Here is a 21,473-nt window from a genome sequence, read left to right on the forward strand (position 1 = left end):
ACTCTCTCGGACGGGAAGTGCACGCCATGACCAAGGCCGGCGGAATCTCCGGTGACAGGCGGCCCTTGTCGCCGCTGGAGCGGGCGGACAGAGGCAGGGCGGCCCGCAAACGAGCGCCGAGGTCCAGCCACGCCGCGTACACCCCCGTCGAGAAGCGGCCGGACCCGGTGGACGTGATCGAGGAACAGTCGGCCAAGCGCGTACCGGAGCTCGTACCCCTCCGCTACGGACGCATGATGGAGTCGCCGTTCCGCTTCTACCGGGGCGCTGCCGCGATCATGGCCGACGATCTGGCCTCCACCCCCACGTCCGGTATCAGGGCGCAGCTGTGCGGAGACGCGCATCTGCTGAACTTCCGGCTGCTCGGCTCGCCCGAGCGGCGCCTGGTGTTCGACATCAACGACTTCGACGAGACCCTGCCGGGCCCCTGGGAGTGGGATGTCAAACGGCTGGCCGCGAGCCTGGTGATCGCGGGGCGCGAGAACGGCTACTCGGCGAAGCAGCGGGCGGGGATCGTCCGGGCGGCCGTACGGGCGTACCGCGAGCGCATGCGGTCGTACGCCGGCATGGGCAACCTCACGGTCTGGTACGACAGCGCCGACACCGAACAGCTCCAGAGGGTGACGGCCCGGAGGCTGAGCGCGAGGGGCCGGGGACGGGTGACGAAGGCCATCGGAAAGGCACGTGCCAAGGACAGCCTCAAGGCATTCGCGAAACTCACCCGACTCCGCGACGGCGAACGCCGGTTCGTGGCCGACCCGCCGCTGGTCGTGCCGATCGACGATGTGCTGGAGGGCGCGGAACGGGACCGGATCTCCCGTGAACTCCACGCACTCGTCGAACGGTACGGACGGAGCCTGTCCACGGAACGGGCGCATCTGCTCAGGCAGTACCGGGTCGTCGACATCGCGCGCAAGGTGGTCGGGGTGGGCAGTGTGGGCACCCGCTGCTGGATTCTGCTGCTGCTGGGCAAGGACGACGAGGACCCCCTGATCCTCCAGGCCAAGGAGGCCGACCACTCGGTGCTCGCCGCGCATGTCGGCGAGAGCGAGTACGACAACCAGGGACAGCGCGTGGTCGCGGGACAGCGGCTCATGCAGGCCGTCGGCGATGTCTTCCTGGGCTGGGACCGGGTGACGGGGGCCGACGACCGTCAACGTGACTTCTACGTACGGCAGTTGTACGACTGGAAAGGCATCATGGTGCCGCAGATCATGGTGCCGAGGGGGATGCGGGTATTCGGTGAACTCTGCGGAGAAACCCTGGCCCGCGCCCACGCCCGCTCGGGCGACCGCATCGCCATCGCCGCGTATCTGGGCGCGGGGGAGGCGTTCGACGCGGCGCTGGCGGAGTTCGCGGAGAGCTACGCGGACCAGAACGAACGCGACCACCAGGCGCTGGTGGAGGCGGTGGGCACGGGCAGGGTGAAGGCGGTCAGGACTTCGGCTGCGTGAAGCGGATGCTGTTGCCGAAGGGGTCGCGGAGGCCGCAGTCGATTCCGTACGGGCGGTCGGTGGGTTCCTCGGTGAACTCGACGCCCTTGGCCACCAGCGCCTCGTACGTCTTGCGGCAGTCGTCCGTGCTGAAGATGAGCGAGCCGCCCGTCGCGCCCTTGGTCACCAGTTCGCGGACCTGCTCCGCCGTCTCCTCGGACATCGCCGGCGGGCCCGGCTTCTCCAGCAGGATCTGGCGCTCCGGGTGGCCGGGGACGCTGACGGTGAGCCATCGCATGAAGCCCAGGTCGACGTCGGCGGTGACCTCCAGGCCGAGCGTGCCGACGTAGAAGTCGAGGGCCTTGTCCTGGTCGAGTACGTAGATCTGTGAGTGTGTGATCGCGTTGAACATGTGCCTCACGCTACCGAGCGAGCCGGTCGAAAACTTATCCAAAACTGCTCAGCCTGCTCAGCCGACGGCGGGGGTGCGACCACGGTGAGCGGCGCGGACGCTCAGGCGTGCGGACGCGTCCACGCCATCGTGAAGCACGTCGGTACGTTCGTGGCCGTCGCTTCCTTCCGGTACGCCCGCGGTGACCGGCCGACGATCGCGCGGAACGTACGGCTGAAGGTTCCCGGGCTGCCGAAGCCGACCTGGAAACAGATGTCCGTCACACTGCGGTCGGTCTCCCGCAGCAGGGACATCGCGCGCTCGACACGGCGGCGCTGGAGGTAGCGGTGCGGTGTCTCGCCGAACGTGGCCCGGAACGTGCGGGCGAAGTGCGCCTCCGACACATGGGCGATCCGGGCCAGGGCCGGGACGTCCAGCGGCTGCGCGTAGCCGCGGTCCATCGCGTCCCGTGCCCGGAGCATCCGGCGGTTGGTCTCTTCTGCGGCGCGGCTCACCCCGCCATCACACCACGCCCCTCCCTCGGTCACTCACGCTCTCTCTTTCCTTCCTCACTCGCTCGCGACCGGCTCCGCCAGCGAGCCCACGTCCGTGTTCGCCCCGCACAGCACCACACAGATCCGCTCGCCCTCCTCGGGCCGGTACCCGTACCCCTCACCCTCCACGGTCAGCGCGGCGAGAGCCGTCGCCGCGGCGTGCTCGACCGCGAGGCGGTGGTCCGTCCACAGCGCCCGGCGGGCGCGGATGATCTCCCGGTCCGGGACCAGGACGGAGCGCACGCCGTCGTGCCGCGCGGCGCGCAGCGCGAGCGTCGAGGCGCGGGAGGCGCCGAGGGAGTCGGAGGCCACGGAGTCGACCGGGGCCTCGACCACCCGGCCGGCTTCGAGCGCGGCGTTCAGGGCGCGGCAGTTCTCCGGCTCGACCGCGACCGTCCGGATGCCGTGGTGCCGCGCGGCCGTGGCCACCCCGGCGAACAGCCCGCCGCCGCCCACCGCGACCACCACCGTGTCCAGATCCGGGATCCGCTGGTGGATCTCCTCCAGCAGGGTGCCCGCTCCCGCGGCGATCAGCGGGTGGTCGTACGCGTGCGAGGCGAGCGCGCCGGTCGTCGCGGCGAACTCCTGGCACGCGGCCAGCGCCTCGGCGTACGACGCGCCGGTCAGCCGGACCTCGGCGCCGTACGAGCGGAGCCGCGCGACCTTCACCGGCGGCGCGGTCTCCGGGAGGAACACCGTGGCGGTCACGTTCTGCTGCCGGGCGGCCCACGCGCAGGCGAGCCCGGCGTTGCCGCCCGAGGCGATGGTCACGCCCGCGCCGGGGAGGGTGCCCTCCTCGCGATGGGCGCGCAGGAAGTTCTGGGCGCCGCGGGCCTTGAAGCTGCCGGTGTACTGAAGGTGCTCCAGGGCCAGCCAGAGCCGGGCGGCGCCGGGGCCGGCGGGTGCCACCGCCACGGGGCGTACATGTCCCGCGATGCGGTCGGTGGCCTGCTTGATGTCGTCGTAGCTGAGTTCTCGCACCGGCTGCTCCTCGTTTCGATACGGTGTACCGTACGCTGGCTCGCATGCCCCGGCAATCCGCTTCCCTCGACTCCGCCACCCCCGGCCGTATCGCCGCGACAGCGCTCGCGCTGGTCGACGAGGAGGGTCCCGGAGCCCTGAGTTTCCGTACGCTGGCCGCCCGCCTCGGTGTCGCCCATGCCACCGTTCAGCGCCGCTGCACCGATCTCGCCGGGCTGCTCGACCTCTGCGCCGACCACCTCGCGGCCGATGTGCCGGACATCCCGCCCGGCACCGGCTGGGCCCGTGCCACCGAGATCCGCTTCCGCCGGCTCTACGAGTCGCTGACCGCCCACCCGGGGCTGCTCGCCCTGCGCGGCGGCCGGCCGTGGCTCGGGCCGCAGCTGCTGGGGCGGCTGGTGGAGCCGCAGCTCGCCGACAGCATCCGGGCGGGCATGACGCCCGAGGAGGCGATCACCGCGTACCGCCGGATGTATCTGCTCACCCTCGGCAGCGCGACCTTCGTCGATCACCGCGATCCGAAGTCCTCGCTGGCGGTGACCCGTACCGCGCTGGCGGCGCTGGATCCGGCGGAGTTCCCCGTACTGACCGGGCATCTCGCCGCCATCCTGCCCGCCGTCGTGGACCACGAGGTGTTCTACGGCGCGCTGCGCCAGCTCGTCCGCGCCGCCGACCCGGCCGGTCACGCCCGGCAGGAGGCGTAGCCACGACAGACGGAACCGCCCGGGGTGTCGTCACACCCCGGGCGGTTCCGCCGATCGTACGGACGGTCATGCGGTCATGCGGTCGTGCGGTCGTGCTGTCGTACGGCTCAGCTCGTCGGGAAGGTGAGCTTGAAGCTGTTGATACGGCCCGTGTCCTGCGCCGCGACATCCTGGACCTTCAGCTTCCACACGCCGTTGGCCACCTCGGACGAGGCGTTCACGGAGTAGGTCTCCACGACATTGTCCGCGGAGTCGCTGCCGCTGGAGTTCTTCAGCCGGTACGCGGTGCCGTCCGGGGCGACCAGGTCGATGACCAGGTCACCGCGCCAGGTGTGCGTGATGTCCACGCCGACCAGGAGGTTGGACGGGGCGTTGCCCGTGACTCCGGAGACGGTGACCGACGAGGTCACCGCGGCGCCGTTGTCCGGGATGGCGATCGCTGCGGTGTTCTCGAAGACCGTGCCGCCCCCGCCGCCGCCACCGGGGCGGGTGCCGACCGAGATACCGGCCCAGGCGTTCGCGACGGCCGTGTACTCGGGGCTGGTGGTGCCGTACAGCTCACCGGCGACCGCGAGCGTGCCGGTACGGGCCGCCGCGTAGTTGGTCGTGGTGGTGAACTTCGTGGTGAGCGCCTTGAACCAGATCTGCTCGGCCTTGGCCCGGCCGATGCCGGTCACCGGCAGCCCGTCGGAGGTCGGGGAGTCGTACGAGACACCGTTGACGACCTTCGCGCCACTGCCCTCGGAGAGCAGGTAGAACCAGTGGTTCGCCGGGCCCGAGGAGTAGTGGACATCGACATTGCCGATACCGGAGTACCAGTAGTCCTTGGACGCGCCGTCCTTGCTCGGCTTGTCCATGTAGCGCAGCGGGGTGCCGTTGCCGTTGATGTCGATCTTCTCGCCGACCAGGTAGTCACCCGGGTCCTGCGGGCTGTTGGCGTAGAACTCGACCGCCGCGGCGAAGATGTCGGAGGTGGCCTCGTTCAGACCGCCGGACTCGCCGCTGTAGATCAGACCGGCGGTGGCGGCGGTGACGCCGTGGGACATCTCGTGCGCGGCCACGTCGATGGAGGTCAGCGGCTTGGCGTTGCCCGATCCGTCGCCGTACGTCATGCAGAAGCAGCTGTCCTGCCAGAACGCGTTGACGTAGTTGTTGCCGTAGTGGACCCGGGAGTACGCGCCGACGCCGTCACCGCGGATACCGGTGCGGCCGTGCACGTTCTTGAAGTAGTCCCAGGTCTCCCCGGCGCCGTAGGCGGCGTCGGCGCCCGCGGTCTCCAGGTTGGACGGGGTGCCGTTGCCCCAGGTGTCGGTGGAGTTCGAGAAGAGCGTTCCGGTGCCGGAGGTGCCGCGGTTGAGGTTGTACGTCTTGTGGTTGCCGCGGCCACCGTCGGTCAGGTTGTACGTCGACCCCGACTGGGTGGAGCCGAGGGTGACCTGACCGCTGTACTGGGTGTTGCCCACACCGTTGTTGACGGCCTGCCACTCGTAGAGCTTCTTGCCGGTGGCGGCGTCGGTGACGACATGCAGTTCGTTGGGGGTGCCGTCGTCCTGGAGCCCGCCGACGACGGTCTCGTAGGCGAGGGTCGGGGAACCCTGCGCCATCCAGACCACCTTGCGCGGCGCGCGCTCGGCCTCGGTCTTCTTCGAACCGTCCGCGGCGGCGGCGCCCAGTGCCTGCTTCTCGGCGACGGCCGGCGCGATGTCGGCGGTGGTGGCGACGTTCTTGAGCGCCGCCGTAGAGGCCTTGCTGACGGACTCGGTCGCGCCCGCCTTCGTCGCCGCGACGACGAGGTCACCGCCGAGGACCGGAAGGCCCTGGTAGGTGCGCTCGTACCGGGTGTGTGTGGTGCCGTCGACGTCCTGGACGACATCGCGGACGACGAGCTTCTCCTGTGCCCCGAGGCCGAGCTCCTTGGCGGTGGCCGCCTTGGTCGCGTCGGCCTCGCGTATCAGCGCGGTCCGCTGGGCGGGGGAGAGGGTGCGCGGCAGCGCTCCGGGGTCCGCCTTGCCGGCGACGGGCGCTGCGGGCGCGCTGTCCGGCTGGGCGGAGGCGGTGCCGGTCTGGACACCGACGGTGAGGAGAGCTGCTGCGGCGATCAGAGCGCCGGTCGCGGTGGCGCGGCGGCTGAGCGTGGGTCTCACGCGAACTCCTTCTGCGAGGGGGGTACCGGTACCGGGCAGCTCGGTGGGCCGTCCGGACAGTGCACGCGGAGCAAGGTGGTGCGGAGAACGGGGGAAGAGTGGCAGGCGTGACGGCTCGCTGTCAGGAGCGCGTCAACAAGTTGGCCGGAATTCGTCCGCTGCCCGAAAGGTCTTGTTCGTTAAGCGGACGTTTCGTCGATCATTGCGGTGGTGTTTCCGGGGGTTCGCGGCGCCGGATCCGGACAGGTGCGGAGATCCGGCGAGCGTCGCGCGACGTTGTGGACTGTGAACGGGGTGGGGCGCGAGGTGCCGGTGTGCCGTGACGCGATCGCTTCGGATTGTGGCTCGTTTCGTACCATCGGCGGCCGGTGGCGGACACCGGTACGTGGCGGACGCGGCCCGCGGTGAGTGGCCCGGCCCCGGCTCAGCGGCCCCGGGACGTGGAGGCCCCGGGACGTGGAGGCCCCGGGACTCAGCGGTCCTGGGCGGGCCGGTACGAGTTGATCAGCCGGGCGAGATGCGTCCCCGCCGTACGCAGCGGCTCGTCGCTCCTGGACACCTGGGCCGCGAACTCGGCCCCCTCCAGCGTGCTGATCACCGTATGGCCCAGGCTCAGGGCGTCCTCGTCGGGGATGCCGGCGCGGCGGAGCGCGTCGGCCACGAGCCCGCGCCAGTGCTCGAAGGCCAGGGCGGCGGCCCGCTGGATGTCGGGTGCGCGGCCGGCCGTCCCCAGGGCGGTGGCCGTGACCGGGCAGCCGTCGATCCAGTCGGAGGCGCGCAGGCCCGTCACGAGGCTGTCGGCGCAGGCGATGACCGCCTGGGCCGGGTCGGGCTCGCCCTCCAGCACCTCACGCAGGATCGTGGCGAACTCCCGGTCGCCGTGGTCGATCGCGGCGACGGCCAACTCCTGCTTCCCGCCGGGGAAGAAGTGGTAGACGGAGCCCAGGGTGGCGTTGGCCTCCTGGGCGATCTGCTTGATCCCGGCCCCGTCGTACCCCCGCCGCTGCATCAGCCGCGAGGCCGCCCTGACGACCCGTTCGCGGGTGCCGAGGGTGGCCTCCGGGTCGCCGTCCGAGTGCTGCCGCGCGGTGGTCTTCACCAGGTCAGGGTAATCGGGCAGCGCGTTCGTTCCACCCTGCGGCCGAGGTCCCCCCGCGGCCGGGGCCTCTGCGGCCGGGTTCCTCTGCGGCAGGGTCAGGCCAGGCTGTCGCGCCAGGCCCGGTGGAGGCCCGCGAAGCGGCCCGTGCCGGCGATGAGGTCCTTCGGGGCGCCGTCCTCGACGATGCGGCCGTGTTCCATCACCAGCACCCGGTCCGCGATCTCGACCGTCGACAGCCGGTGCGCGATGACCACGGCCGTACGGCCGCGCAGGACCGTGTCCATCGCGCGCTGGACCGCGCGTTCGCCCGGGATGTCGAGGGAGCTGGTCGCCTCGTCCAGGATCAGGACCGCCGGATTCGCCAGCAGCGCGCGGGCGAAGGCGACCAGCTGGCGCTGGCCTGCGGAGATCCGGCCGCCGCGCTTGCGTACGTCCGTGTCGTAGCCGTCGGGCAGTCCGCTGATGAACTCATGGGCGCCGATGGCCCGCGCGGCGCGCTCGATGTCCTCGCGGGAGGCGTCCGGGCGGCCCAGGGCGATGTTCTCGGCGACCGTGCCGGAGAACAGGAACGCCTCCTGGGTCACCATCACCACCCCGCGCCGCAGCTCGGGGGTGTCCAGCTCCCGCAGATCCACACCGTCGAGAAGGATCCGGCCCTCCGTCGGGTCGTAGAACCGCGCCAGCAGCTTCGCCAGTGTGGATTTTCCGGCGCCGGTCGAGCCCACGACCGCGACCGTCTGGCCGGCCGGGATCGTCAGGTCGAAGCGGGGCAGGATCTCGCCGCCCGTACGGTACGCGAAGCTCACCCCGTCGAAGACGGCCTCGCGGCCGGGGAACTCGCCGGTGAGCGCGGGCAGCGTCCGGGGGTCCGACGCCTCGGGCACCGTGGGCGTCTGGGCCAGCAGACCCGCGATCTTCTCCATCGAGGCCGCCGCCGACTGGTACGAGTTGAGGAACATCCCCAGCCGGTCGATCGGGTCGTACAGCCTGCGCAGATACAGCACGGCCGCGGCCAGCACCCCCAGCGCGAGCGTGCCGTCCGCCACCCGGTAGGCGGCCCACAGGACGATCGCGGCGACGGCGGTGTTGGCGACGAGCCGGGAGCCGATCACATACCGGGCCATCTCCAGGAGCGCGTCGCCGTTGCTGCGCTCATGGCGGTGATTGAGCGTGCGGAAGGCCGCGTCATTGGCGCGCTCGCGCCGGAACGCCTGTACCGGCCTGATGCCGTTCATCGTCTCCGCGAACTTCACGATCACGGCGGCGATCGCGGTGGAGCGCCGGCCGAAGACCACCCCCGCCCGCCGCTGGTAGAGCCGTACCAGCAGATACAGAGGGACGAACGAGAACACGGCCAGCGACCCTATCCCCATGTCCAGATAGAGCAGCATCGCCGAGATGTACACAAAGGCCAGCACGACCCCGATGAGTTCCTGGAGGCCCTCACCGAGCAGTTCGCGCAGGGACTCCACATCGGTGGTCGACCGGGAGATCAGCCGCCCGGAGGTATAGCGCTCGTGGAAGTCCAGGCTCAGGGCCTGGGCATGACGGAAGATCCGGCCGCGCAGATCGAGCAGTACGTCCTGGTTGACCCGGGCGGAGACCCGGATGAAGGCGTACTGGAACGCCCCCGAGCCCACCGCGCAGATCAGATACCCCGCCCCGACGGCGTACAGCGGCCCGTTGTCGCCGTCACGGAAGGCGGGCACACCGCGGTCGATGGCGTACGCGACGATCAGCGGGCCGGCCTGGGAGGCGGCCTGCTGGAGCAGCAGGAGCAGCGCGGCCAGCGCGACCCTGCCGCGCCGGACCTTCAGCAACGACCGCAGCAGAGCGCCGGTCGCGCCCGGGGGCGCGGGCAGGGCGTCCCGGCCGAACGGGTCGTCGGCCGCGGTGGTGTGGGCCTCGGTGGCGTCGGCCTCGGTGGGTGACGCGAGGGACCCTTTGCTCTTGAGCTCGAAGGGCTCGTTCGTATCACGGCCGTTCGCGTCATGGCCGTTCGCGTCCGGGCCCGTCGCGCCCTGGCCCGTAGTGGTCGACGTCGTCATCGGATGCTCTCCTCAACAACAGCTCCGGAAGCGGCCGCTGACGTGGCATCCCGCTCCGCCCCGGACATCAGCCACGCGTACTCCTCGCTGCTCCGCAGCAGCTCCTGATGGGTGCCGACGGCGGCGATCCGGCCCCCCGAGACCAGCGCCACCCGGTCCGCGAGCAGCACCGTCGACGGCCGGTGCGCCACCACCAGCGCCGTGGTCTCCCTGAGCACCTGCCGCAGCGCGGCCTCCACCAGCGCTTCCGTATGCACGTCCAGCGCGGACAGCGGATCGTCGAGCACCAGGAAGCGCGGCCGGCCGACCACCGCCCGTGCCAGCGCGAGCCGTTGGCGCTGACCGCCGGAGAGGCTGTGCCCCTGCTCGCCGACCTCCGTCCCGGCCCCCTGCGGCAGATCCTCGACGAACCCCGCCTGGGCCACGTCGAGCGCCCGCCGCAGCGCGTCCTCGTCGGCGGCCTCCGCGCCCATCAGCACGTTCTCCCCGACGCTCGCGGAGAACAGCGTCGGCTCCTCGAACGCCACCGACACCAGCTCCCGCAGCCGCTCGCGCGGCATCAGCGCGATGTCCTCGCCGTCCAGCGTGATCCGTCCGGCGGTCACCTCGTGCAGACGCGGTACGAGCGCGGTCAGCGTGGTCTTGCCCGAGCCGGTGGCCCCGACGAGGGCCATCGTCTCGCCGGGTCTGATGTGCAGATCGATACGCTCCAGGACGGGCGTGGAGCCCGCCTCCGCGTCCGGGTACCGGAACGAGACGCCCTCGAAGCGCAGCCCGCTCCCGCCCCCGCTCTCGCCCCTGTCCCCGCCCCCGGCTTCCTGCTCCGAGGGCCCTCCGGACGCGCTCCCCGAGGTCTTCCCCGGCGCGTCCGCCTCTTCTTCCTCCCGTACGTCCATCACCTCGAAGAACCGCTCGGTCGCCGTCGCGGACTCCTGGCTCATCGCCAGCAGGAACCCGATCGATTCCACCGGCCACCGCAGCGCCAGCGCCGTGGACAGGAAGGCGACCAGCGTGCCCGTCGAGAGTCCGCCGTCCGCGACCTGGATCGCGCCCAGCACCAGCGCGGCGGCGATGGCCAGTTCGGGAATGGTCATGATCACGGCCCAGATGCCGGCCAGCAGCCGCGCCTTCTCCAGCTCCGTCTCCCGCAGCCGCCGGGTGAGCGCGCGGAAGGCGAGGGACTGGCTGCGATGGCGGCCGAACCCCTTGATGATCCGGATGCCGAGCACACCCTCCTCGACCACCGTCGTCAGATCGCCGACCTGGTCCTGCGCCCGGCGCGCGACGAGCGCGAACCGCGACTCGAAGAACGAGCAGAGGATCACCAGCGGCACCACCGGGATCATCAGCACCAACCCCAGTGACCAGTCCTGCATCAGCAGAATCAGAAAGCCCACCAGGATCGTCGTCGCGTTGACCAGCAGAAATGTCAGCGGGAACGCCAAGAACATCCGCAGCAGCATCAGATCCGTCGTGCCGCGCGACAGCAGCTGACCCGACGGCCACCGGTCGTGGAACGCCACCGGCAGCCGTTGCAGATGCCGGTAGAGATCGGCCCGCATCGCCGCCTCCACACCGGCCAGCGGCCGCGCCACCAGCCACCGGCGGAAACCGAACAGCACGGCCTCCACGATCCCCAGCACCAGCAGGAGCAGCGCCCCGAGCCAGATGCCCCCGGTGTCCCCGTCCGCGACGGGCCCGTCCACCATCCATTTCAGTACGAGGGGGAACACCAGCCCGAGACAGGAAGCGACGATCGCGACAAATGCCGCACTGAAGAGGCGTACGCGTACCGGTCGTACGTACGGCCACAGCCGCAGCAGAGAGCGAACGGAGGACCGGTCCTTGGTGGCTGCATGTGTTTCGGGCATCAAGGGCGAGCCTACGGTTCGCCACTGACATCGCTCATGTGGTTTTCCCGTCATACCCGTTATCACTGCCACCGGTGGGCGGAGCCGTCACCAGGGGTCGTATGCGCGCATCAACCGATCGGCCGATACGCGTTCGAGCGCGATGGCCGATGTCCCGGGCGCCCGCCGGGCGGGAACCTCGGCACATGGCGATTGTCGAAGTGAGCGGACTGCGCAAGGCGTACGGCGGCAGGACCGTCGTGGACGGGGTCTCTTTCGCGGTGGAGGAGGGGGAGATCTTCGGGATTCTCGGGCCCAACGGCGCGGGCAAGACGACGACCGTGGAGTGCGTCGAGGGGCTCAGGGTCCCCGACGCCGGCACGGTCCGGGTGGCCGGGCTCGATCCGGCCGCCGACCACGACCGGGTTACCCAGCTGCTCGGCGCGCAGCTCCAGGAGAGCGAGCTCCAGCCCAAACTGACCGTACGGGAGGCGCTGGAGCTGTACGCCTCGTTCTATCCGCACCCCGCCGACTGGCGGCCCCTGGCCGCACGCCTCGGCCTCACCACCCAGCTGACGAAGCGGTTCGCGAAGCTCTCCGGCGGCCAGAAGCAGCGGCTGTTCATCGCGCTCGCCCTGATCGGCGATCCGCGTGTGGTCGTACTGGACGAGCTGACCACCGGCCTCGATCCGCGGGCCCGCCGCGACACCTGGAGTCTGATCGAGGAGGTACGGGACTCCGGGGTGACCGTCCTGCTCGTCACCCACTTCATGGAGGAGGCCCACCGGCTCTGCGACCGAATCGCCGTGATCGACAAGGGGCGGGTGGCCGCGCTCGACTCCCCGGCCGGGCTGATCAGCCGGTCGGCCGCCTCCACCGTCATCTCCTTCACGCCCTCGCACCCGCTCGACGACCCGGAACTCGCCGCGCTGCCCGAGGCCGTGTCCGTCGAGACCCAGGGGGGCCGTGTCGTGATCAACGGTACGGACACGACCGTCAACGCCGTGATCACCCTGCTCGCCCGTCACCGCATCACCGCCCGTCAGCTGCGGGTCACCGAGGCGACGCTGGACGACGCGTTCCTCGACCTCACGGGGACGGCGCCCGCCACCGAGTCCGCGACAGAGCCCGCCGCGCCCGCCGCGCCCGCCGAGCCGGCCACCGACGCGGCGGACCGGAAGACCGCCCCTGCCACGGACCGAGAGAGGGTCTGACATGCCATCCGCGTCCACCGCCGTCCTCAAGACCGAGGCACGCCTCTTCACCCGCGAGCCCGGCAGCCTGTTCTGGGTCGTCCTGTTCCCCACCATCCTCACGACGATCCTCGGGCTGATCCCCTCCTTCGGTGAGGCCGACCCCGCCATCGGCGGGCGACGGGTCATCGACCTCTATGTCCCCGTCGCGGTCCTGCTCGCGCTGATCATGGGCGGAATCCAGGCCATGCCGCCCGTCCTCACCGGCTACCGCGAGCGCGGCATCCTGCGCCGGATGTCGGCCACGCCCGTACGGCCGGGCTCGCTGCTCACCGCCCAGCTCGTCCTGCACGGCCTCTCCGCGTTCTGCTCGGCCGTCCTGGTGATCGTGGTGGGCCGGCTCGCCTTCGGCGTACGGCTGCCCGGCCAGCTCGCCGGTTACGCCCTGGCGCTGGTCATCGCGACGGCGAGCGCCCTGGCCCTGGGCGCGACGGTCTGCGCGCTCTCCCGCACACAGAAGATCGCCGGGGCCATCGGCTCGGCCGTGTTCTTCCCCGCGATGTTCACCGCGGGGGTCTGGGTGCCCGTGCAGGCGATGCCCGAGATCCTTCAGCGCATAGTGGAGTTCACTCCTTTCGGCGCCGCGTCGATGGCGCTGGACGAGGCGATGCGCGGCGGCTGGCCGGGGTGGGGGCATCTCGCGGTGACGGCTCTGTGGGCCGTCCTGCTCACCGGGGCCGCCGCACGCTGGTTCCGCTGGGAGTGACGGGGGGAGTGAACGGGTGGGAGTGAACCGATGAGTGGGAACAGGTGAGCGGTGCCAGGGCGGCGGCGCGCGGGCACACTGTGGGCATGCCCGGCACCCCGGCCCCCGCGCCCGCTCCCGCGACGCCGCCCGGAACGGCTTCCGCGACGCCGCCCGGAACGGCTCCCAGCACGGTTTCCGCGAGGACGCCCGCGTCCGTCTCCGTGGAGGAGCGCTGGGAGCAGTTCCACCGCTGGGGCCCGTACGCCACGCTCGCCCTCTCCACCACCATCTCGGTCATGGTCGACAGCCGTCGCGCGCCCGTCCCGAGCGCCGCGCTGCTGCTGGCGGCCGTCGCGCTCCAACTGTGGTGGCACCGGACCCTGGGCCCTGTCGGGTCCGGGCCCGCCCGGTTCTACTTCGTGACCCGTACGGCCCTCGCGTTCGCGCTCACCTGGCTGCACCCCTTCTATTCCATCTACGCCATCCTGGGCTACTTCGACGCCGACCGGCTGCTGCCCCGGCGGTACGTCCGCGCCGGCATGTTCGTCACCGCCGTCACCATGGCGGGCTCGCAGTCCGGCGGACTGCCTCCGACGTCCCCGCTCCAGGCGTTCGTCTTCGTGGCGCTCTTCCTGCTGCACTGCTCCCTCGTGCTCATCTTCGGCCATCTCGCCGCCCGGGACGCCGAGAACGTCCGGGAGAAGGCCGCCACCATCGCCGAGCTGGAACGCACCAACGCCCGGCTGGAGCAGGCGCTCGCGGAGAACGCGGGACTCCACGCCCAGCTCCTCGTCCAGGCCAGGGAGGCGGGCGTGGCCGACGAGCGGCGCCGGCTCGCCGCCGAGATCCACGACACCATCGCGCAGGGCCTCACCGGCATCATCACCCAGCTCCAGGCGGTCACCGCCACCCCCGACCCGGCGGTCGCCCAGAAACATCTGGGGCGGGCCGCCGCCCTCGCCCGGCACAGCCTCGGCGAGGCGCGCAGATCCGTACAGAACCTCGGTCCGGCCGAGCTGGAGCACCACGCACTGCCCGAGGCGCTCGGGAAGACGGTCACGGCGTGGTCCGAACGCACGGGTCTGCGGGCGCGCTTCACGGTGACCGGCACCGAGGAACCGCTGCACGACGAGGTCGCGGCGACCCTGCTCCGTATCGCGCAGGAGGCCCTCGCCAACACCGCCCGGCACGCACGGGCCACCCGCGCGGGCGTCACCCTCTCCTACATGGGCGACGAGATCAGCCTCGACATACGGGACGACGGCCGCGGCTTCGACCCGCTCGCGCTGCCCCCGCGCTCCGGTACGGGCGGCTTCGGCCTGGACGGGATGCGCGCCCGCGCCGAGCGCATCGAGGGCACCGTCACCGTCGAGTCGGAGAAGGGGCAGGGCACGGCGGTCTCCGCTCGCGTACCGTTGGTGCGCCATGTCTGAACAGACCGTCAACCCCAGCGCCCCCGCCGGCCCCATCACGCTGATCGTCGTCGACGACCACCCCGTCGTACGGGACGGCCTGCGCGGCATGTTCGACTCCACGCCCGGCTTCGAGGTGCTCGGCGAGGCCGCGAACGGCGTCGAGGGCGTCGAACTCGCGGCCCGTCTCGATCCCGATGTCGTCCTGATGGATCTGCGGATGCCGGGCGGCGGCGGGGTCGACGCGATCGCCGAACTCACCCGGCGCGGCGCCAGGGCCAAGGTCCTCGTCCTCACCACGTACGACACGGACACCGACACCCTCCCCGCCATCGAGGCCGGCGCCACGGGCTATCTGCTCAAGGACGCGCCCCGGGAGGAGCTGTTCACGGCGGTACGGGCCGCCGCCGACGGCCGTACGGTCCTCTCGCCCGCGGTCGCCACCCGGCTGGTCTCACGGGTGCGCGGCCCGGCCGCCGCGGGCAAGGAGCCGCTGTCCGCGCGCGAGCGCGAAGTCCTCGAACTGGTCGCGAAGGGCACGTCGAACCGGGAGATCGCCGCGGAGCTGTTCATCAGCGAGGCGACGGTGAAGACCCATCTGACGCATCTCTACGCCAAGCTGGGCGTGAAGGACCGCGCGGCGGCGGTCGCGGTCGGGTACGACCGGGGCATCCTCGGCTGACCGTACGCCCCCGCGCCCCGCGCCCCGCCCTCACCCCCGCACCCGGAACAGCAGCACCGCGCGCGGCGGGACCGTGACCGTCGTCCCTCCCTCGTAGACCGTGCCCGGCGCCTCCGACTGATCCTCCCGCGTCGTGTCGACCACCAGTTCGTACGCCCGCGCCCAGGGCGGGCCCGGCAGCGCGAACTCCACCGGCCGGCCGGCCGCGTGCAGGATCGTCAGGAAGCTGTCGTCCGTGATCTTCTCGCCGCGCGCGTCGCGGCCCGGGATGTCCCGGCCGGACAGGAAGAGCCCGAGCGTCGAGGCGGGCGCGTACCAGTCCTCCTCCGTCATCTCCGAGCCCTGCGGGGTGAACCAGGCCAGGTCGCGCAGCCCGTCCGGGGCCTGCGGCCGGCCGGAGAAGAAGGCGCGGCGGCGCAGTACGGGATGGGCGTGGCGCAGGGCCAGCAGCCGGGCGGTCAGCGCGTGCAGCCCCTGCCCGCCGGGGCTCTCCAGCAGCGACCAGTCCAGCCAGCTGACCTCGCTGTCCTGGCAGTACGCGTTGTTGTTGCCGCGCTGCGTGCGGCCCATCTCGTCACCCGCGACCAGCATCGGCACACCCGTCGACACCAGCAGGGTGGTGAGCAGATTGCGCGACTGCCGCCGCCGCAGGGCGTTGACCGCGGCGTTGTCCGTCTCGCCCTCCACCCCGCAGTTCCAGGCGCGGTTGTCGTGCGTCCCGTCCCTGTTGCCCTCGCCGTTGGCCTCGTTGTGCTTCCGTTCGTACGACACCAGGTCGCGCAGTGTGAAGCCGTCGTGCGCGGTGACGAAGTTGACGGACGCGTACGGCCGCCGGCCGCCCCACGCGTACAGATCGCTCGACCCGGACAGCCGGTAGCCGAGGTCCCGCACATCGGGCAGGGCGCCGCGCCAGAAGTCCCGTACGGCGTCGCGGTAGCGGTCGTTCCACTCCGTCCACAGCGGGGGGAACGACCCGACCTGGTAGCCGCCGTTGCCCACGTCCCACGGCTCGGCGATCAGCTTCACCCGGCGCAGCACCGGGTCCTGGGCGATCACCGCGAGGAACGGCGAGAGCATGTCGACGTCATGCATCGAGCGGGCGAGGGCCGCCGCCAGATCGAAGCGGAAGCCGTCGACACCCATCTCCGTCACCCAGTAGCGCAGCGAGTCGGTGATCAGCCGCAGCACCTGGGGCTGGACCACATGGAGGGTGTTGCCGCAGCCGGTGTAGTCCGTGTATCTGCGCGCGTCGGACGGCAGCCGGTAGTAGCCGCGGTTGTCGATACCGCGCAGGGACAGTGTCGGCCCCAGCTCCCCGCCCTCCGCCGTGTGGTTGTAGACCACATCGAGGATGACCTCTATCCCCGCGGCGTGCAGCGCCCGCACCATCCCCTTGAACTCCGCGACCTGCTGCCCCCGCGTGCCGCTCGCCGCGTAGCCCGCGTGCGGCGCGAAGTAGCCGATGGAGTTGTAGCCCCAGTAGTTGCGCATCCCGCGCCGCAGCAGATGGTCCTCGTGGGCGAACTGGTGCACCGGCAGCAGCTCCACCGCCGTCACCCCGAGCCGCCGCAGATGGCCGATGGCCGCCGGGTGCGCGAGGCCCGCGTACGTACCGCGCAGCTCCTCCGGCACCCCCGGGTGGAGTCTGGTGAAGCCCCGCACATGCAGCTCGTAGATGACCGAATCGGCCCAGGGCGTCTTGGGGCGGCGGTCGTCGGCCCACTCGTCGTCGGGCGCGCCGTCATGGACGACGACCCCCTTGGGGACGTACGGAGCGGAGTCGCGGCCGTCCCGTACCGTGTCGGCCACCTCCCGCTGCGGCCAGTCCCGCACATGGCCGTAGACCTCCGGGGGCAGCCGGCCGTAATCGTGTCCCTCGGCCGCGTCGACCGCGCGGGCGTACGGGTCGAGCAGCAGCTTCGCCGGGTTCCAGCGGGCGCCCGTCCAGGGGTCCCAGCGGCCGTGGACGCGGTAGCCGTAACGCTGTCCCGGCCGGATGTCGGGCACGAAGCCGTGCCAGATCTCATGGGTCAGCTCGGTCAGCGACAGCCGGGTCTCGGCGCCGCTGTCGTCGAACAGACAGACCTCGACCGCCTCGGCGCCACCCGCCCAGAGGGCGAAGTTGGTGCCCGCGACGCCGTCGGGGCCCACGCGGTAGCGCGCCCCCAGCGGGGTCGGCGCGCCCGGCCAGACCACGGGCTTCGGGGTGCCGGGCCCGGGGCGGTGACCGTTGCCGTCCCGGATCGGCCTTCCCCGGTCCCTCCCCTTCTCGGTGCCCTGCTCCGTGATCTGCTCCCTGCCCTCCTCCTTCCGCCTCTCCTGCACTGCCTCCTGCTCGGCTGCGCTCGCCACTGACCGGCCTCCCGCGGCTCATCGGCCTCGCGGATCGGGCGCACGACGTCCCGGCCGTGGCTCCCCTCGCGTGGTCCTCCCACCTGTTCTGCCCGCAACAGGGCCCGCCCTCACGTTTCCCCCGGAGGGGCGTGGTCGTTGGGCGGGACGTGAGACACGTACTGAAGCGGACAGAGCCCAAGCGGGCAGGGACGGGCGTGGCCGCCGTCCTGACATGGGCAGGACTGATGACCGGGCTGCTGGCCGGCCTGGCGGGATGCACAGGCGCCGAATCGTTCACGGAGGGCAAGTCGCACGCCCCCGGGGACACGATCCGGATCACCCCCGAGGACGGTACGAAGGGCATCGGCCGGTCCGACCCGATCTCGGTACGGGTCCCGGACGGCCGGCTGGAGCGCGTCAAGGTCGTCCAGGTGGAGGACGCGCAACCCACCGAGCTGCGCGGACGGATCTCCGCGGACGGCCGGTCCTGGACGCCGGAGCGCGGTGCGCGGATCGCGCTGGCCGCCAAGTACAGCGTCGACGCGGTGGCCGTGGACGGCGCGGGCCGCCGCTCGGCGCGTCACACCACCTTCATGACGGCGGTCCCCACCGACCGGTTCATCGGCTACTTCTCCCCGGAGAACCGCGCCACCGTCGGCACCGGCATGATCATCTCGTTCGACTTCAACCGGAGGATCCAGGACCGCGCGGCCGTCGAGCGCGCCATCACCGTGACGGCGGATCCGCCGGTCGAGATCGCCGGGCACTGGTTCGGCCACGACCGACTCGACTTCCGGCCGCGCGAGTACTGGGAGCCGGGCACGAAGGTCACGGTCGAGCTGGCCCTGCGTGACGTCCAGGCGGCGCCGGGGGTGTTCGGCATCCAGGAGAAGAGCGTCGGCTTCACCGTCGGCCGCTCGCAGGTCTCGCTGGTCGACGCCGAGGAGCACACCATGGAGGTACGGCGCGACGGGGAGCTGGTCTCGACCGTGCCGATCACCGCGGGCGCCGCCACGACCACCACCTACAACGGGAAGATGGTGGTCACGGAGTTGTACGACGTCACCCGTATGAACGGCAGGACGGTCGGCTTCGGCGGTGAGTACGACATCAAGGACGTGCCGCACGCGGTACGGCTCACCACGTCCGGGACGTTTCTGCACGGCAACTACTGGGCGCCCGCCGACACGTTCGGCTCCCAGAACGTCAGCCATGGCTGTGTCGGACTGCGGGACGTGAAGGGCGGCGGCCCCGACACCCCGGCCGGCTGGTTCTTCGACCGGACGCTGATCGGCGATGTCGTGGAAGTGGTCAACTCCCATGACCGTACGGTCGCGCCCGACAACGGTCTGGGCGGCTGGAACCTGGACTGGCGGCGCTGGAAGGCCGGTTCGGCGCTCGTGGCGGCCCGTGCCCCGGCCGCGGACTGACGCTCCCACGCGACCCTCCGGCACCGGCCGTTCCCTCGTACGGCCCGTATGACCTGCGCCGTCCCGGCCTGTTGGGACCGAATGGTGACAGACGCGAGATCACCGCACAGCTTGCCGTGTGATTATCTGTCGCCAGCGCGTGCACTCGACGCGCGGGGAGTGCGGGCCGTGGCGGGGCCAGGCCGTGCGAGGGGAGACGACCATAGTGAATGGGCTGCCGATATCGGGGACTTCGGCCGGGTCGGGCCGGGGGGCGCGGGACGAGGGACCGCGACGGGGAACGGGACGACGACGGGCACACGGGGGAACGGGGCCGCTGGCCCTGATGGTGGGGGCGATGCTCCTGGTGGTCACGGCGTGCGGCGGGGGCGGTGGCTCCGGCGCGGGCGACGGTGACGCGGGCGACGGCAAGGGCGCGGACACGGTGGGGAACGCCGCGTCGGCGGCCGTCGTGACGATCGCCCCGAAGGACCAGGCGAAGTCGGTGGCGACCACGGGCGCCCTCAAGGTCTCGGCCGAGAAGGGCAAGCTGACCACGGTCACCGTCGAGGACGACAAGGGCGATCCGGTCGAGGGCAAGCTGACCGCGGACGGAACGGGCTGGGAGCCGCTCCGGCATCTCGCCGGCGCCACCAAGTACAAGGTGCACGCGATCGCCAAGGACGCCGAGGGCCGCGAGTCCGCCAAGGACACCACCTTCACCACGCTCGTACCGAAGAACACCTTCATCGGCCACTACACGCCCGAGGACGGTTCCACGGTCGGTGTCGGAATGCCGGTCTCGATCAACTTCACCCGGGGCATCACCGAGCCCGAGGCGGTGGAGAAGGCCATCACGGTCACGGCGGAGCCGTCCGTACCGATCGAGGGCCACTGGTTCGGCAACGACCGTCTCGACTTCCGCCCCGAGACGTACTGGGCGGCGGGTACGAAGGTGACCGTGAAGCTCAACCTGGACGGTGTCGAGGGCCGCCCCGGGGTGTACGGCGAGCAGGCGAAGTCCGTCACGTTCACGATCGGCCGCAGCCAGGTCTCCACCGTGGACGCGAGCGCCAAGACGATGAAGGTCGTCCGGGACGGCAAGCAGATCAGGAACATCCCGATCACCGCGGGCGCCCCGTCGACCACCACGTACAACGGCCAGATGGTCATCAGCGAGAAGTACGCGGTGACCAGGATGAACGGCGCGACGGTGGGCTTCGGCGGTGAGTACGACATCAAGGACGTGCCGCACGCGATGCGGCTGTCCACCTCGGGCACCTTCATCCACGGCAACTACTGGGCGTCCCCGGGCACGTTCGGCTCCGCGAACGTCAGCCATGGCTGTGTGGGGCTGCGGGACATCCGCGGCGGCGGGAACAACGGCACTCCGTCGGCGTGGTTCTACAACGCCTCGCTCATCGGCGACGTGGTGATCGTGAAGAACTCGAAGGACAAGCAGATCGCCCCGGACAACGGCCTGAACGGCTGGAACATGTCCTGGTCGGAGTGGACCAAGTAGGGTCTCCGCCTCCTCCCCGCACGGGGATACGGGCCCGGTGCGCCGTGACCAGGCGCACCGGGCCCGTCCGCGTCTCCGCCCCGGCGCTCCGGATCCGCGCGGGAGTTCCGGATCCGTGACCCGTACCCGTGCCGCCGCCGGTTAGCGCCGGTTAACCTGCACGCATGGCATTCGTGAATCTTGAGGTCTCCGGCGGCGTCGGTACGATCCGGCTCGACCGCCCCCCGATGAACGCGCTCGACTCCTCCATCCAGGACCGGCTGCGCGAGCTGGCCGAGGAGGCGGGCCGGCGCGACGACGTACGGTCCGTGATCCTGTACGGCGGCGAGAAGGTCTTCGCGGCCGGCGCCGACATCAAGGAGATGCGGGGGTGGGACCACGAGGCGATGGTCGTACGCTCCCGGGCGCTCCAGGAGTCGTTCACCGCTGTCGCCCGTATCCCCAAGCCCGTCGTCGCGGCGGTCACCGGCTACGCGCTGGGCGGCGGGTGCGAGCTGGCCCTGTGCGCGGACTTCCGGATCGCCGGCGCCAACGCCAAGCTCGGCCAGCCCGAGATCCTGCTCGGGCTGATCCCGGGCGCCGGCGGCACGCAGCGGCTCGCGCGGCTGGTCGGCCCTTCCCGGGCCAAGGACCTCATCTTCACGGGCCGTCAGGTGAAGGCCGACGAGGCGCTGGCGATGGGTCTGGTCGACCGGGTGGTCCCGCCGGAGGAGGTGTACGAGCAGGCGCACGCCTGGGCCGCGAAGCTCGCCCAGGGGCCCGCGCTCGCGCTGCGCGCCGCCAAGGAGTCGGTCGACGCGGGTCTGGAGACGGATCTGGACACCGGGCTCACGATCGAACGCAATTGGTTCGCGGGCCTGTTCGCCACGGAGGACCGCGAGCGCGGCATGCGGTCGTTTGTGGAGGAGGGCCCGGGGAAGGCCAAGTTCCGCTGAACGTAACCCCGTTGGCGGCGGGGGAAGGCGGCGC

The 21,473-nt window shown here is 71.4% G+C and carries 17 protein-coding genes; 9 read left to right on the top strand and 8 right to left on the bottom strand.

What is annotated here, in order from left to right; all coding sequences use genetic code 11:
- The first annotated feature begins 26 nt into the window (after positions 1–26).
- Positions 27–1,454, top strand: coding sequence for a DUF2252 domain-containing protein (locus tag ACFRKB_RS32395; RefSeq protein ID WP_383110188.1), 1,428 nt, complete (start codon positions 27–29; stop codon positions 1,452–1,454).
- On the opposite strand, the gene ACFRKB_RS32400 is transcribed toward ACFRKB_RS32395, so the two are convergent.
- The 3 genes from ACFRKB_RS32400 to ACFRKB_RS32410 all read right to left on the bottom strand — a co-directional run bounded on the left by ACFRKB_RS32400 (position 1,435) and on the right by ACFRKB_RS32410 (position 3,359).
- A complete protein-coding gene (locus tag ACFRKB_RS32400; RefSeq protein ID WP_383110189.1) occupies positions 1,435–1,845 on the bottom strand; it encodes a VOC family protein in 411 nt (136 codons plus the stop codon). The two genes, ACFRKB_RS32395 and ACFRKB_RS32400, sit on opposite strands and share 20 nt — an antisense overlap.
- A 101-nt stretch (positions 1,846–1,946) precedes the next feature.
- Positions 1,947–2,339, bottom strand: a complete 393-nt coding sequence (locus tag ACFRKB_RS32405) for an AraC family transcriptional regulator (RefSeq protein ID WP_365976225.1) — start codon at positions 2,337–2,339, stop codon at positions 1,947–1,949.
- Positions 2,340–2,393: 54 nt separating this feature from the next.
- Positions 2,394–3,359, bottom strand: coding sequence for a serine/threonine dehydratase (locus ACFRKB_RS32410; protein WP_383110190.1), 966 nt, complete (start codon positions 3,357–3,359; stop codon positions 2,394–2,396).
- Between the two features lie 44 nt (positions 3,360–3,403).
- Between ACFRKB_RS32410 and ACFRKB_RS32415 the strand changes: the two genes are divergently transcribed.
- A complete protein-coding gene (locus ACFRKB_RS32415) occupies positions 3,404–4,063 on the top strand; it encodes a TetR/AcrR family transcriptional regulator (RefSeq protein ID WP_383110191.1) in 660 nt (219 codons plus the stop codon).
- 107 nt (positions 4,064–4,170) lie between these two features.
- Here ACFRKB_RS32415 and ACFRKB_RS32420 read toward each other — a convergent pair whose 3' ends face one another.
- The 4 genes from ACFRKB_RS32420 to ACFRKB_RS32435 form a co-directional block, all read right to left on the bottom strand.
- Entirely contained in the window at positions 4,171–6,207 is a 2,037-nt protein-coding gene (locus tag ACFRKB_RS32420; protein ID WP_383110192.1) for a M4 family metallopeptidase, read from the bottom strand.
- Positions 6,208–6,679: 472 nt separating this feature from the next.
- Positions 6,680–7,306 carry a TetR/AcrR family transcriptional regulator gene (locus ACFRKB_RS32425; RefSeq protein ID WP_383110193.1) on the bottom strand — a complete coding sequence of 209 codons (627 nt, stop codon included), beginning with the start codon at positions 7,304–7,306 and terminating at the stop codon, positions 6,680–6,682.
- A gap of 95 nt (positions 7,307–7,401) precedes the next feature.
- Positions 7,402–9,354, bottom strand: coding sequence for an ABC transporter ATP-binding protein (locus ACFRKB_RS32430; protein ID WP_383110194.1), 1,953 nt, complete (start codon positions 9,352–9,354; stop codon positions 7,402–7,404).
- Positions 9,351–11,225: an ABC transporter ATP-binding protein gene (locus ACFRKB_RS32435; RefSeq protein ID WP_383110195.1), complete on the bottom strand. Its 1,875-nt coding sequence runs from the start codon at positions 11,223–11,225 to the stop codon at positions 9,351–9,353. The genes ACFRKB_RS32430 and ACFRKB_RS32435 overlap by 4 nt, the downstream gene beginning before the upstream one ends.
- A 185-nt stretch (positions 11,226–11,410) precedes the next feature.
- On the opposite strand from ACFRKB_RS32435, the gene ACFRKB_RS32440 reads away from it, so the two are divergent.
- From ACFRKB_RS32440 to ACFRKB_RS32455, 4 genes are all read left to right on the top strand, one after another.
- The gene (locus tag ACFRKB_RS32440; RefSeq protein WP_383110196.1) at positions 11,411–12,418 is read left to right on the top strand and encodes an ABC transporter ATP-binding protein; all 1,008 of its coding nucleotides are present in this window, start codon (positions 11,411–11,413) and stop codon (positions 12,416–12,418) included.
- A gap of 1 nt (position 12,419) precedes the next feature.
- Positions 12,420–13,163 carry an ABC transporter permease gene (locus ACFRKB_RS32445; protein ID WP_383110197.1) on the top strand — a complete coding sequence of 248 codons (744 nt, stop codon included), beginning with the start codon at positions 12,420–12,422 and terminating at the stop codon, positions 13,161–13,163.
- Positions 13,164–13,249: 86 nt separating this feature from the next.
- Positions 13,250–14,578 carry a sensor histidine kinase gene (locus tag ACFRKB_RS32450; protein WP_383110198.1) on the top strand — a complete coding sequence of 443 codons (1,329 nt, stop codon included), beginning with the start codon at positions 13,250–13,252 and terminating at the stop codon, positions 14,576–14,578.
- Positions 14,571–15,239, top strand: a complete 669-nt coding sequence (locus ACFRKB_RS32455) for a response regulator (protein WP_383110199.1) — start codon at positions 14,571–14,573, stop codon at positions 15,237–15,239. Before ACFRKB_RS32450 ends, ACFRKB_RS32455 begins: the two co-directional genes overlap by 8 nt.
- Positions 15,240–15,269: 30 nt before the next feature.
- On the opposite strand, the gene glgX is transcribed toward ACFRKB_RS32455, so the two are convergent.
- The gene (glgX, locus tag ACFRKB_RS32460; RefSeq protein WP_383110200.1) at positions 15,270–17,591 is read right to left on the bottom strand and encodes a glycogen debranching protein GlgX; all 2,322 of its coding nucleotides are present in this window, start codon (positions 17,589–17,591) and stop codon (positions 15,270–15,272) included.
- A gap of 227 nt (positions 17,592–17,818) precedes the next feature.
- Between glgX and ACFRKB_RS32465 the strand changes: the two genes are divergently transcribed.
- The 3 genes from ACFRKB_RS32465 to ACFRKB_RS32475 all read left to right on the top strand — a co-directional run bounded on the left by ACFRKB_RS32465 (position 17,819) and on the right by ACFRKB_RS32475 (position 21,439).
- Complete coding sequence (locus ACFRKB_RS32465; RefSeq protein WP_383110246.1) at positions 17,819–19,003, top strand: L,D-transpeptidase; 1,185 nt, start codon at positions 17,819–17,821, stop codon at positions 19,001–19,003.
- A gap of 205 nt (positions 19,004–19,208) precedes the next feature.
- Positions 19,209–20,504, top strand: coding sequence for a L,D-transpeptidase (locus ACFRKB_RS32470; protein ID WP_383110201.1), 1,296 nt, complete (start codon positions 19,209–19,211; stop codon positions 20,502–20,504).
- A gap of 164 nt (positions 20,505–20,668) precedes the next feature.
- Positions 20,669–21,439 carry an enoyl-CoA hydratase/isomerase family protein gene (locus ACFRKB_RS32475; protein ID WP_383110202.1) on the top strand — a complete coding sequence of 257 codons (771 nt, stop codon included), beginning with the start codon at positions 20,669–20,671 and terminating at the stop codon, positions 21,437–21,439.
- Positions 21,440–21,473: the final 34 nt, after the last annotated feature.

This window comes from Streptomyces scopuliridis, from assembly GCF_042790125.1.
GTDB classification, from domain to species: Bacteria; Actinomycetota; Actinomycetes; order Streptomycetales; family Streptomycetaceae; genus Streptomyces; species Streptomyces scopuliridis_A.